Source organism: Bacillus cereus group sp. N14, from assembly GCF_016483555.1.
Classification (GTDB): domain Bacteria; phylum Bacillota; class Bacilli; order Bacillales; family Bacillaceae_G; genus Bacillus_A; species Bacillus_A wiedmannii.
The window spans coordinates 57754-71718 of record NZ_JAEHBQ010000023.1; the positions used below are offsets into that span (position 1 = coordinate 57754).

The window sequence follows — 13965 nt, forward strand, 5'->3', positions numbered from 1 at the left end:
GGAGGAAAAATGATGGGAAAAGAAAATATATTGACCTCCTATCTTATCAATTTAGGAGAGGAAGTGTTCAAACTACTATTAGCGAAAGGAGCTATAAAGGAAGATGCAGAAGACATCATCCAAAATACTTTCTATAAAGTATACACATTGCTAGATGACTTAACCGAGAGTAACATTCGTCCGTGGTTTTTTAGAGTCGCATTAAATGAATACATTGATTTAAAACGAAGAAAAGAACAGCAAAATATCTACTTAACTGAAGAAATTTATTCAAAACTTCAATATACAGACCGAGAATTGGATGCAGTTTTAAATAAAGATGAGATTTTCTATTTATTAAAAGATATAAAACTAGAATACAAAGAAGCCTTCTTTTTAAAATATTACTACGATTTTACATACGAAGAAATCGCTCTAATACTAGATATTCAAGTAAACAGCGTCAAACAAAAGTTACAGCGTGCACGTAAAGCAATTCACTCAAAAATAGGAGGAACACCTTAATGGATACTTCTTTAAAAGATGCATTAAAAAAGGCTAAAAGAAAACAGTTACTTAAAATCATCATTACCTCTATTATCGTTGTCATGGTGCTTATCCCTATCATTTATAAAGTTGGCAATTACTTTGCAGCGAAAAGCTCTACAAAGCTTCACGAACGACTCTTTTTACATAATGCAATTGCAGAGCCCAATGTCCATATTGATTCTCAAGTTACGAGTAATTCCTCTATGTTTGGTGGCAATATCGTATCTAATCGTTCTAAAAACATTAACGGTTACTTAGTGCGATGGAATACACTGACAAGCTCTTACGACTGGTTTCGTTCTAACATCGATTACAACGAGTTAATACCAGGTTCTTATTGGTCTAGTTCTAGTACCGAGTCTTACAATTATGATAAACAAACGAAAAATAAAGTTGCTACATTTTATAATCCAGCCATCAAGAAATATCATGATGGCGTCAAAAATGAATTAAGTGCAGTTTCAACAATGGATAACTATGTAGCAGAAGTTGCTATCTCTTTCGATAAAGCTTATACATTAAAAGAAATTCAAAAGAAACTACCAGATAACTTAAATATCGTATGGCTATATATGGTCTCACCTATTAAAGATGAAAGCAGAGGTCCTTCCGGTATGCCAGTTTACGGATTTAATCCAGAAAAATCCCCTGAAGAAGCATACAAAAGGTTCTTTGATTCACTTAAACAATTCGATGACGATGGATATGACGAAGATATCCAAAAGTTTTTAAAATCAAACAAGGACAAGCCATTCGATCAAGTGAAAATTTTAGGTGTTATGCTAACTGGGAGAACAGAAAACTTTAAGGCGTTAGAAAACCAAGACTTTATTCGCGGTGCTTCTGTAGGGGTGACTGCACAAGTTGTTCCTTATATAAAGCCAGAGAAATAATACGGAATGCCCATATGAACTTAAAGAGCATACATGAACCTGTTTACTACGGGAGCTATCCGCTACAATAGATAGCTCCTATCCCTGATTTATTGCTTAATTTTCAAAAATAAACTTCACAATATTGTATGTGCAATTTTATAAATAAGAAATCATAAATTTGTTCACATTATATCCATTGTGAATTTTCTCACAATGGATATATAATAAACGTGTAAATACAATATTGGAGGGATTTCAATGGTTATCAATTTTTTAAGAACTGATAAACGTGCTACTTTCATATTATTACTTTTACGGCTTTATATAGGATATACATGGCTCGCTGCTGGGATAGGCAAAGTCTTTGGACAATCTTTTGACGCAAGTGGCTTTCTAAAGGGTGCTATTGCTCAAGCATCAGGTGACCACCCTGCAGTACAAAGTTGGTGGGCAGATTTTCTTCAACATTTTGTCCTTCCAAACGCAGACCTATTTAGCTTTTTAGTTCAATGGGGAGAAATTTTAGTAGGTCTAGGTTTAATTTTAGGTGGATTAACAAAAACAGCTGCATTTTTCGGAATCATAATGAATCTTTCATTTTTATTAAGTGGAACTGTTAGTGTAAACCCAAACCTGCTTATTTTGACTATGTTCATTTTAGTTGCAGGGCAGAACGCTGGACGTATTGGATTAGATGGCTATGTTTTCCCTAAACTTTTCCGTAAAAACAACCACGGAACATATAAATTAAGTAAAACTGCGTAGTAACAGTTTACTTTTAAAATATAAATAAGAAAAAGAGCCTGAATATAGGCTCTTTTTCTTATTTATCCTAATTTAAACTTTTAACGAGCCACGAAAACCTCTGGCAGCATAGTAAGAGTCTGCTCCATTGTGGTACACGAAAACATGTCCAAAGCGATAATCACAAAATAGAGCACCACCGAGTTCTCTAATATCTGAAGGTGTTTGTACCCAACTTGATGATTTCATGTCAAAATCGCCAAGTTGTTGCAATTCCCGATATTGTTCTTCCGTTAATAGTTCAATGCCCATAGCATTTGCAACATCAATAACGTTATTTTCTGGTTTATGTTTTTTTCTTGATTCTAACGCTTCAAGATCATAACAAAGACTTCTGCGGCCTTTAGGACTCTCCTTTGAACAATCATAGAAAGTATACTCGTCCTTCTCTTCATTATAACCAACAACATCCGGCTCACCGCCAGTTACTTCCATTTCATGAATTGACCACAATTTTTCAGTATTAGTAGCCAGCTTCGCTTCAATCTTAGCCCATTCAAGACCTTCATGGCGGTTCATGTTTTTCTCAAAACGAGCTTGTAATACTTTTAGTAGTTCTTCACGTTGTTCTACAGATAACTCATTTTTATTCTCTGTCATATTAGTCCTCCGAATTACGTTTCCTTATAATCATTTACATTTTTTCAATACTGGTTTGCATGCAGTTTACAATAAATTATATAATTTGTTGTATCTCTTTTTCAACAATCTGACACGATTGCACAACAAAAAATCCCTGTGTGGATATCCATTATATAGTACTAAAATCTTTCGTACTATCCCCAAGAATATAGTGTGAAAACCACATCAAATTCTGCTTCATAATAGCTACATTCATTCCTGGTTGATTAGGACTATATGCCATTCCTTTAAATATAATTAACTCTGTATCGACTTCCATATCTCTTAACCCTTCATATAGCTCATATGCATTTGTAATTGGAATTCTTGCATCCTTTTCCCCATGTTGAATTAAGGTAGGCGTACAGGCTGATTTAATATATGTCATTGGTGATGTTTTCCTATATATATCCGGATCATTCCATGGAGTATTTCCTAAATACATGCTAATAAAGTAAGGGATATCTGTATTTACATAATGGGTACTCCAGTTAGTGATTCCGCCCCCAACTGAAATAGCTTTAAATCTATCACTAAATGTAGAACAGAAAGCTGATATATATCCTCCGTTACTCCATCCCATAACTCCTACTCTCTCTTTATCTACCATCCCCTTTTCAACTAGTTCATCCACTCCAGATATAATATCATCATAATCAGCAATTCCTTGTTTTCTATAGTTTGCTTTTAAAAATTCATTACCATAACCAGAACTTCCTCTATAGTTTGGTTCTAAAACGATAAAGCCTTTTTCGATAAATTGTTCAATCGGATATTTCTCATTAAAACAGTCTGAAAATATCGGAAAGGATGCCCAAGCTGGACCACCATGGATTACTACTAATAAGGGATATTTTTTATTTGCGTCAAACTCTACTGGAGTTGATAGAACACCCTCTATTTCAAGACCATCACTACTTTGCCATGAGATGATTTCCCTGTTGCTTTTAAGCTTGTCTTCGAAAAAGCTATTTTCATTCGTTATTTTTTTATAATCCAAATAGATTTCAAAGGTTTCATTTGTTATAGCCTTAGTATATGTTATATGATTTCCATCCCTTGTTATAGAGGCATCCATTATAAAGCTATCTACTTTTTCGCTTAACATTTCCACAGTGCCATCCTCACATAGCAATCCAATACGGTAATTCGTTTTATCCTGCCATCTAATTAAAATTCCTTTATCTGTCCACTGCAATGGCATAACCGTACTATCAAAATTTGTTAAAGGTTGAATTACCTCTCTAGTATTCATATCATATATCTCTAATGTATTGTCTTGTATATGATTTCTATAGTAATCCTTCTCTCTTATGCTTGCTGAGTAACATATTTTATCGCCCTCAGGAGAAAAGCAGACGCTCGCTCCTAACAACTTATCTATATTCATCTTTTGTAGTTCCCCAGCTTCAACATCTAATATGTATAGATCACCATTCATATAATCGTTTAAACTTGGTGTAGCCATACATACAACCTTTTTCCTATCATTTGAAATATCAAAGTTATGTATATAAAAATCCTTACCGTCCGTTAGTTGATAAACACCGCTAACCTTCCGTTCCTGTTTATCGTTTTGTTTCACTTTTTCTATTTCAATGTAGTATAAACAATTATTCTGATGTTCCTTACCTACATGATGGAAATCTCCATATCGTTCCTTACGTTTCTTTATCTCCTCACATTCTTTTGACTGTGCAATATAATAAAAACCTTTACCAGTAGGCTCCCATTTGAATGTATTAACTCCTTCCTTCTCATCCGTAATTTGAACCTCACTACAACCGTCTATTGACTTAACAAAGATCTGATTTTTATTAGCTCCGTCACCGCCTGGACTAAGGTATGCAATGCTCTTAGAATCTGGAGACCATACTGGATGTGTACTATCTATATCCCCATTTGTTAGTCGGTAACTCTGCCCTTTATTTGTTTCATATATCCATACATGATTTCTATACGTATTGTCTTCCCAGTTAGCGCTCTTCTTAACAAATGCTACGTTTTTGCCATCATCACTTATGTTTGTACTTGATACGGCCGGTAATGAAATAATCTCTTCTATACTTAAATATGTTTTTGCTTTCACTTTCATATAATAAGCCCCCTTGTAATGTCCATGAATCTATCGGCTCTTCTCTTCATAATAAAGAAAATTGTTCACTGCTACTTAAAATAGTAACGAAAAATTCAGATAAATAAAAGTGGTTCTATTCCAAATCCGATAAAGTAAAATTTTAATTAGTAGGATTCTGTCCACCTACCAATTTTAGATGTTCTTTTTTGGCACAAAAATACCCCTTTAGATAACATATCTAAAGGGGTACAAATTCGTAAATTTATTTCAAATCCACAACTATATTTATTAACCTACTAATCTCCTACTCAACAGTAACAGACTTAGCTAAGTTACGTGGCTTATCAACGTCACATTCGCGGTGAAGTGCCGCGTAGTATGAGATAAGTTGGAATGGAATAACTGCTACTAGCGGTGCTAGTGCTTCGTGTACAGCTGGTAATACGAAGCTGTCACCTTCCATTTCTAAGCCTTTCATTGAGATGATACATGGGTTAGCTCCGCGTGCTACTACTTCTTTCACGTTACCACGAATTCCAAGGTTTACGTGCTCTTGTGTAGCAAGTGCGATAACTGGTGTACCGTTTTCGATTAAGGCGATTGTACCGTGTTTTAATTCTCCTCCAGCAAATCCTTCTGCTTGGATGTAAGAGATTTCTTTTAGCTTTAACGCACCTTCTAATCCTACGTAGAAGTCTACGCTACGTCCGATGAAGAAACAGTTACGAGTTGTTGCTAAAAATTGTTTTGCTAATGCGTCCATTTCTTCTTTTTGATCACAAAGTTCTATCATTGCATTTGCTACAAGTCCTAATTCGTGTGTTAAATCGAAATCAAGAACTTCGCCTTTTGCTTTAGCAATGTCCGCAGCTAAAATTGAAAGTACTGCAAGTTGTGCTGTGTACGCTTTCGTTGATGCAACTGCGATTTCTGGTCCCGCGTATAACGGAAGTGTGTAATCAGCTTCACGAGAAAGTGTAGAACCAGGTACATTTGTAATCGTTAATGCTTTATGCCCCATTTCATTTGTTTGCACAAGTACTGCACGGCTATCAGCTGTTTCACCACTTTGTGAAATATAAATGAAGAATGGTCTTTCTGTTAATAATGGCATGTTATAAGAGAATTCACTTGCTACATGCACTTCAACTGGCATTTTTGCAAACTTCTCGATAAATTGTTTTCCAACAAGACCTGCATGATAACTTGTTCCACATGCAATGATGTAAATACGATCGCTATCTAAAATCGCATTGCGGATGTCTGCATTCAGTTCAATCTCGCCATTTTCATCTTGATACTTTTGAATTATATTACGGATTACAAGTGGTTGCTCATCGATTTCTTTAAGCATGAAATGAGGGTATGTTCCTTTTTCAATATCACTTGCGTCTAATTCCGCTGTAAACGGTGCACGTTCAATCGTTTCACCTTGTAAGTTTTTAATTGTAATACTTTCTTTCGTTACGATTACGATTTCTTTATCCATTAACTCAATAAATTGATCTGTAACTTGTAACATCGCCATAGCGTCGCTCGCCACAACATTAAAGTTGTCACCAACACCTACTAATAGCGGGCTTTTGTTTTTAGCAACATAAATCATGTTTGGATTTTCAGCATCAAGTAATCCGATCGCATAAGAGCCATGTAAAAGAGATAGCGTATTACGGAACGCTTCTTCTACACTTAATCCTGTGCTCACTTGTTGTTCCATAAGCTGTACGATAATCTCTGTATCCGTTTCACTTACGAACGTTACATCTTGTAAATATTCTTTTTTCACTAATTCATAGTTTTCAATTACACCGTTATGAACTAGTGTAAAGCGTTTTGATGTACTTTGATGCGGATGCGCGTTTACTTTGCTTGGAACACCATGTGTAGCCCAGCGTGTGTGACCGATTCCCACGCTTGCTGCTACGTTCTCATCTACGATTTCGCGAAGTTTTGCAATACGACCTTTTTCTTTGTATACAACAACACCGTTCTCTGCTTGTACTGCAATACCTGCTGAATCATATCCACGATATTCTAGCTTTTCTAAACCTTTTAATAAAATTTCCTTTGCATCTTGCTCTCCAATAAATCCTACGATTCCACACATGTTTAGTCGCCGTTACAAATGCTTACATTGCTCTGCGAACATGTAACGACATAGTCCGATACCATTTTTATTTATACTAAAAAACGGATTACATATTGCTAGCCCTGTAAGCTTGTAACGGCTTTCACCTTCCTCTCGATTGGGTTTAAGTCCGTATATACTTATACAGCTAGTTTGTATCCGTTCCTTTTCTCTCATCACACTTTCACCTTTGTCCACTAAGTCACCTTAATGATTTAAGTAAAAGCTTGCGGTTGTGATGAACAACCGGGAGTCATCCGCCGAAATCTCGATAAACTCCACCTCGTCAACTACACTACTTGTAGTTCTGGCGCTTCTATAATTTACAATATTTCCTTTGAGAAAAAGAACAAGACCATCTTATAACAAACATAGATAAACCGTCAATGAAATTTTTTTCATCGTCTATAAAACATATGAAAAAGGAGCACTTCTTGTGCTCCCTTTTCATAAATTTATTGAATTATTCAGCGCCAACTTCAGCTTTCACAACTTCTACAATACGATGTACATATGCGTCACAAACTTCTTGTGTTGGTGCTTCTGCCATTACACGAATAAGTGGCTCTGTTCCAGATGGACGAACAAGAATGCGGCCATCACCGTTCATTTCTTCCTCTACAACACGAATAATATCTTTAATTTTTTCATTTTCTAATGCTAGTTTTTTATCTGTTACACGAACGTTTACTAGTAATTGTGGGAATTTTGTCATCTCACCTGCAAGCTCAGATAATGGTTTTTTCGTCATTTTCATGATGTTCACCAATTGAAGTGCACTTAACATTCCATCACCAGTTGTAATGTAATCAAGTAAGATAATATGACCCGATTGTTCTCCACCTAAGTTGTAACCACCACGCTTCATCTCTTCCATTACGTAACGGTCACCAACTGCTGTTTTATCACTTGTGATATTGTTAGCTTCAAGTGCTTTGTAGAAACCTAAGTTACTCATAACAGTTGAAACGACTGTATTATGCTTTAATTGACCAGTTTCTTTCATGTACTTCGCACAAATAAACATAATTTGATCGCCATCAACGATGTTTCCTTTTTCATCTACAGCGATTAAACGGTCACCATCACCATCAAAGGCAAGACCGATATCAGCGCCTTTATCTTTTACTAATTTAGCTAATACTTCTGGATGCGTAGAACCTACTCCATCGTTAATGTTCATGCCGTTTGGTGAAGTTCCCATTGTTGAAATATCAGCCTCTAAATCCGCAAATAAGTATGGAGCTAAAGAAGACGTAGCACCATGCGCACAATCTAAAGCGATATGTAAACCAGAGAAATCTTCCTCTACAGTTTGTTTAATATATTGTAAATATTTTTGTCCGCCTTCAAAATAATCACTCACTTGTCCAAGATTCTTACCTGTTGGACGTGGTAGTTCATCAACTTCTTTGTCTAATAAAGCTTCGATTTCTGCTTCTTGCTCATCTGTTAATTTAAAACCGTCAGAACCGAAGAATTTGATTCCGTTATCCTGTACTGGATTATGAGATGCAGAAATCATAACACCTGCTTGTGCATCTAACGCTTTTGTTAAATAAGCAACACCTGGTGTAGAAATAACACCAAGGCGCATTACTTCTGCTCCAGTTGATAATAGACCTGCTACTAAAGCTCCTTCTAACATATGTCCTGATATACGTGTATCACGGCCGATAATTACTTTTGGACGATCTGTATCTTTTGTTAATACATAACCACCAAAACGTCCAATTTTGAACGCTAATTCAGGTGTTAACTCCTGGTTCGCAACCCCGCGTACTCCATCTGTACCAAAATATTTACCCATTATGATTCGCTCCTTTTTCTGGCTCTTTTTGATTATCTACTGTTGGCTCTTGACTAGTTTCTTTTTCTTTATCTTTATTTTGTTCCTGTTCCGTGTCAGGCTTAGGTTCAGGTTCAGGATTTTTTGGTTTTTCAGTTTGATTATCTTGGTTATTATTTGAATCTGGTTTTTCACCGTTACCCTGTACTTCTTTATCTGGATTTTCTTTCTTCACAATTGTGACTTTGGCACTTTTTTGCTTTGGCTCTATTGAAATATTACCAGGACCGCTCACTTGAATAGAAACATCCTTCGTCCCCGGAGATACATTTTGCAGATTAATGGCTGCTGTTATTTGAGCAGCTGTTATTTTATCTACTATACTTGTTTCTCCTGAAATATCAACGCTTATCTTCCCATCTTGCGGTGAAAGTAGCTGGGCCGTAACATCTTTAGAAAGTCCATTTTTTTGAATTGATATACCATCAATCGTTCTTGTTTTCGTTTGTTTTGTTTTTTGCACTCCTACCGAAACCTTCACTTGATTCGGTTTTGCACTTGTTACACCCTTTGGCAATAAAACAGAGGTATCGAATGTTGTAGACTCTGTCAATTGACTAAGATCTACTTCGACCCCCTCTATCGATTGTATATTATCCAAGATATCTTTTGGACCTGCTATTGTTACTTCTCTCGGCTCAATGCTAATATTTGTAACGGCCAATCCTTCTGGTAAACTCCCCTTTTTCGTATACGTTACAGGAACAGTTTTTTCAGTATTATTGGCCGTAGCTTGCGTCGCCACATTCAATGTTACACTAATTTTAGATGGACTCGTTCTTACATTTAAACGTTTTCCTTCTCTATTGTATAATGTAACTTCGGCTGTTTTTGTAACAGTTTTATTAACACCTTTTAAATCAATATACGCCTTAGCAGATGAAATACTTTCAATTTCTTCTTTCGTCCCAACTACCTCAACAGTATCAGGTTTAATGTTTGATTTTTCAAGAGTTGAACCCGCTGGCATTTGATCCTCATTTGATAATTTTAAGTCTACATGAACGTATTTTCTCGCTTTTTCATGTAGAGTAATTTTAATTGTTGATGGCTGAACTGTTCCTTTCACATCATCTGGAAGCCCGTTCGTTTTCAAAGAAACTTCATAAGTTCCTTTTTCGCTATCTCTCAAATCAACTGGTATATCAAATTGTTTTTTCGCTTTTGCTGTAGCAACTGCTGCTTTTGGGCCCTCTAACTTCACCTTAACGCCCTCTGACGGAATACCACTTACAATATATTTCTCTTCATCATACTTAAGATTAATTTCATAATTAGTTAAGGTTTCTTTCGCATCATTTGCGAAAGGTAGTATCCCCGATGTCGTATTTTTTTCAGTTAAAGTCGCTGACATAAAAAGCATACACGCCAATAGTAATGAGATCCCTTTTAAAAACCAATGATTCTCCATTAACTTATCCATGACGCTTTCTCCTCCAATTCCATAAAGACGAAGAAGTCGTTTTTTCGCTCGCACTAAATTCAGCTAACAACATATCTTTCAGTTGTTCTGTCTTCAAATCACGATGCAACTTACCATTTTTCGTTAAAGAAATTTGGCCAGTTTCTTCCGACACAACTACTGTAATACTATCAGTAACTTCACTAACTCCCATTGCAGCGCGATGCCTAGTTCCTAGTTCCTTAGAGATAAACGGACTTTCCGATAACGGAAGATAACACGCTGCTGCTTTAATGGTACTTCCTTGCATAATAACCGCTCCATCGTGAAGAGGTGTATTAGGAATGAAAATATTAATAAGTAATTCCGATGATACGTGTGCATTTAGCGGAATACCTGTTTCCACATAATCACCCATACCGGTCTCTTTTGACAAAGTAATTAATGCACCAATTCTACGTTTCCCCATATATTCCGTTGCTTTCGCTATCGCTGTTGCAACGATTTCAGGTTCATCATCCTCATGAGTTCCAACACGCGAAAATAAACTCCCGCGTCCTAGCTGCTCAAGTGCTCTTCGCAATTCTGGCTGGAAAATAATAATAACGGCTAAAAATCCCCACGTTAATACTTGCTCAGTTAGCCAATAAAGCGTATGCAATTCAAGGAAAATACTGATCATCCGAACGACAATAATAACTGTAATCCCTTTTAAAAGTTGAACAGCTTTCGTCCCTCGGATTATGAGAATTAGCTTATATATAATAAACCATACAACGGCAATATCTAATACCGTACTAAGATATTTCAAAATGGTCGTATCTTCAAAAGGCATGCTAACCCTTCCTCCTACTTACGAGCAATTCTATCCATATATTGAAATATTGTTTTATGCTCTATCTGTATGTATTTCCAACAACTAGTTAATTATACCATACATGAAACAAACGACAATTACAAACAACCCCCCTTTAGTCTAAATTGGCAAGATGTCAAACATTATTATCGTACAGTATAATATAAATCATTATTATACGCTTATTTTCAAATAAAAAAAGCAACTTCTCAGTTGCTTTTCTTACATTTATTTTAGTTTTTCACCGAATAAAGAACCCATTAAAGCAACTGCCGTTGTTGCCGTTCTGTTTCGCTCATCTAAAATCGTATTTACTTCAACAAACTCAGCAGATGTGACAATATCAGCTTCCGCTAACATTTCCATTGCTAAATGGCTTTCACGATAAGATAGGCCACCAATTACAGGCGTGCCAACTCCTGGTGCATCATGAGGATCAAGACCATCTAAATCTAATGATAAATGTACACCATCAGTATGAGATAAATAAGCGATTGTTTCTTCCATAACAGCCGTCATACCCATACGATCAATCTCGTGCATCGAGAATACTTTAATACCTTCATTGCGAATAAAGTCTTTTTCTCCTTCATCTAATGCACGTGCACCGATAATTACAACATTCTCTTTTTTCACCTTTGGATATGCCCCGTATAAATCTACAAGCGTTTGATGTCCATACCCTAAACTTGCTGCAAGTGACATGCCATGAATATTTCCAGATGGTGAAGTTTCTTCTGTATTTAAGTCACCATGTGCATCGTACCAAATAACACCTAAATTTTTATAATGTTTCGCAACACCAGCTAATGTACCAATTGCGATACTATGGTCACCACCTAATACAAGTGGAAAACGTCCCTCTTCTATAATATGATCCACCTTACTTGCTAATTCGTTACATACAGTTGCAACTTGTGTAAGGTTTCTTAAGCTTGTATTTACATCTGCTTCTTTTTCTCTCTCTATACATATATCTCCTATATCTTTAACGTCATATCCAATTTCTTCAATTCTTTCAATTACGCCTGCATAACGGATTGCACTCGGCCCCATATCTACCCCGCGACGCATCTGTCCTAAATCCATTGGAACTCCAATAACTGAGATTTCTTTTTTCATAGATAGTATCCCCCTTTTATGCCTTCACTAAATATTTTAAATCTTTTATATAGTCTGACTCAACTCGACATTTTTCTGTATGGATATACAAATTATTCACTTATATTCGCTTTAAAAACCAAATTTCAAGACTATTCTATGTATAAAGTTAACTTAATGAAACAACTACCATCATTATTATTAAATAATAATAAAAAACACTCCTACATTTAGAAGTGTTTTTCTGATGCTATTTTCCATACTGCGGCAATATTCTTTGCTGTCATTTCGATATTCTCTTCCGCTACTTTATATGCCTCTTCTAATGTCATCGGACTCGCTGTAATACTAAATACTGCATCGATTCCTTTTTCATGAACAGCTGGATAATTCGGAGATACAGATCCTCCAATAGCAATGACAGGAATACGAAAATGCTTTGCACGCTCCGCAACACCTACAGGGGCCTTTCCATATGCTGTTTGTTCATCTATTCTCCCTTCGCCAGTTATAATTAAATCTGCACCTTCTATATGCTTATCAAAATTTGTATAGTCTAATACAATTTCAATTCCTCTCCGCAAGCTTCCCTTTAACACTGCAATAACAGCTGCTCCCATTCCTCCTGCGGCTCCTGCGCCAGGTATTTCAGATACGTCGCAAGATAAGTATTGTTTAAGGATATTCGCATAATGCTTTAAATTCTCATCCAGCTCTTTCATCATCTCTGCATTCGCACCCTTTTGCCTCCCAAATACGAAAGATGCTCCCCTTATTCCAACTAACGGATTATCTACATCACATGCTGCTTCTATCTTTATATGCATTAAGCGTGAATCCATGCATGAAAAATCAATAGCGACAATCGAATGTAATGTTCCTCCAGATGGCTCTATTACTTCCCCTTTCCCATTTATAAACCTGACTCCTAAAGCTGACAACATACCTGCTCCGCCATCATTTGTAGCACTTCCGCCAAGTCCTAAAATAATGTGCTCAGCTCCTTCGTCTAGCGCATGTAGTATAAGTTCTCCTGTTCCTTTAGTCGTTGTAATAAGTGGGTTTCGCTTTTTAACCGGAACATGTTGTAATCCTGATGCTGCTGCCATTTCAATAAACGCTGTCTTTTTATCTTTAGACATACCGTAAAAGGCTTGTACACGTTCTCTAAGCGGTCCTGTCACATGAAGGGGTATCATTCTTCCATCTGTAGCATCCACAAGTGAATCAACCGTTCCTTCACCTCCATCTCCAATTGGTATTTTTACGTACTCTGCTTTAGGAAAAATTGCTCCAAATCCTCTTTCAATAGCTTCACATACTTTTATAGCTTTTAAGCTTTCTTTATATGAATCAGATGCAATAACAACTTTCACAATTATCCCCATCCTTTATTTTCGCGTTTTCTCCATTTTAAATGACAAATATGAAAGTTGTCTTTTTAAACACAAAAAAAGCTTACATCATATGATGTAAGCTTTTTTATTTAGATGGAGCCTAGCGGGATCGAACCGCTGACCTCCTGCGTGCAAGGCAGGCGCTCTCCCAGCTGAGCTAAGGCCCCTTAGTAATAAAGCGGAAGACGGGATTCGAACCCGCGACCCCAACCTTGGCAAGGTTGTATTCTACCACTGAACTACTTCCGCGAAAATGGTGAGCCATGAAGGATTCGAACCTTCGACCCTCTGATTAAAAGTCAGATGCTCTACCAACTGAGCTAATGG

The 13965-nt window shown here is 36.4% G+C and carries 12 protein-coding genes and 2 tRNA genes; 3 read left to right on the forward strand and 11 right to left on the reverse strand.

Annotated elements, in window-relative coordinates; all coding sequences use genetic code 11:
* Positions 1 to 12: 12 nt before the first annotated feature.
* The 3 genes from JDS82_RS24440 (at position 13) to JDS82_RS24450 (ending at position 2168) form a co-directional block, all read left to right on the forward strand.
* On the forward strand, positions 13 to 504 hold the full coding sequence (locus JDS82_RS24440; RefSeq protein WP_000514142.1) for an RNA polymerase sigma factor: 492 nt from the start codon (positions 13 to 15) through the stop codon (positions 502 to 504).
* On the forward strand, positions 504 to 1421 hold the full coding sequence (locus JDS82_RS24445) for a sigma factor regulator N-terminal domain-containing protein (protein ID WP_046960236.1): 918 nt from the start codon (positions 504 to 506) through the stop codon (positions 1419 to 1421). The genes JDS82_RS24440 and JDS82_RS24445 overlap by 1 nt, the downstream gene beginning before the upstream one ends.
* A gap of 240 nt (positions 1422 to 1661) precedes the next feature.
* The gene (locus JDS82_RS24450; RefSeq protein WP_000236367.1) at positions 1662 to 2168 is read left to right on the forward strand and encodes a DoxX family membrane protein; all 507 of its coding nucleotides are present in this window, start codon (positions 1662 to 1664) and stop codon (positions 2166 to 2168) included.
* A 72-nt stretch (positions 2169 to 2240) separates the two neighbouring features.
* Here JDS82_RS24450 and JDS82_RS24455 read toward each other — a convergent pair whose 3' ends face one another.
* The 11 genes from JDS82_RS24455 to JDS82_RS24505 form a co-directional block, all read right to left on the reverse strand.
* Positions 2241 to 2807, reverse strand: a complete 567-nt coding sequence (locus JDS82_RS24455) for a DUF4256 domain-containing protein (protein WP_064056414.1) — start codon at positions 2805 to 2807, stop codon at positions 2241 to 2243.
* A 151-nt stretch (positions 2808 to 2958) separates the two neighbouring features.
* Positions 2959 to 4923, reverse strand: coding sequence for a S9 family peptidase (locus tag JDS82_RS24460; RefSeq protein WP_064056413.1), 1965 nt, complete (start codon positions 4921 to 4923; stop codon positions 2959 to 2961).
* 286 nt (positions 4924 to 5209) lie between these two features.
* On the reverse strand, positions 5210 to 7012 hold the full coding sequence (gene glmS / locus JDS82_RS24465; protein ID WP_000334153.1) for a glutamine--fructose-6-phosphate transaminase (isomerizing): 1803 nt from the start codon (positions 7010 to 7012) through the stop codon (positions 5210 to 5212).
* A 12-nt stretch (positions 7013 to 7024) separates the two neighbouring features.
* Positions 7025 to 7210: a hypothetical protein gene (locus tag JDS82_RS24470; RefSeq protein ID WP_001208183.1), complete on the reverse strand. Its 186-nt coding sequence runs from the start codon at positions 7208 to 7210 to the stop codon at positions 7025 to 7027.
* A 286-nt stretch (positions 7211 to 7496) separates the two neighbouring features.
* A complete protein-coding gene (glmM, locus tag JDS82_RS24475) occupies positions 7497 to 8843 on the reverse strand; it encodes a phosphoglucosamine mutase (RefSeq protein WP_199714095.1) in 1347 nt (448 codons plus the stop codon).
* On the reverse strand, positions 8836 to 10305 hold the full coding sequence (locus JDS82_RS24480; protein ID WP_048567292.1) for a CdaR family protein: 1470 nt from the start codon (positions 10303 to 10305) through the stop codon (positions 8836 to 8838). The genes glmM and JDS82_RS24480 overlap by 8 nt, the downstream gene beginning before the upstream one ends.
* Positions 10298 to 11119, reverse strand: a complete 822-nt coding sequence (cdaA, locus tag JDS82_RS24485; protein ID WP_001115707.1) for a diadenylate cyclase CdaA — start codon at positions 11117 to 11119, stop codon at positions 10298 to 10300. Before cdaA ends, JDS82_RS24480 begins: the two co-directional genes overlap by 8 nt.
* Positions 11120 to 11368: 249 nt before the next feature.
* Entirely contained in the window at positions 11369 to 12262 is an 894-nt protein-coding gene (gene rocF / locus JDS82_RS24490) for an arginase (protein ID WP_199714096.1), read from the reverse strand.
* Positions 12263 to 12471: 209 nt separating this feature from the next.
* Positions 12472 to 13617, reverse strand: coding sequence for a glycerate kinase (locus tag JDS82_RS24495; RefSeq protein WP_199714097.1), 1146 nt, complete (start codon positions 13615 to 13617; stop codon positions 12472 to 12474).
* Positions 13618 to 13732: 115 nt separating this feature from the next.
* Positions 13733 to 13805: transfer RNA gene (locus tag JDS82_RS24500), tRNA-Ala, on the reverse strand.
* Between the two features lie 10 nt (positions 13806 to 13815).
* Positions 13816 to 13887 (reverse strand) — tRNA-Gly (locus JDS82_RS24505).
* Positions 13888 to 13965 lie beyond the last annotated feature (78 nt).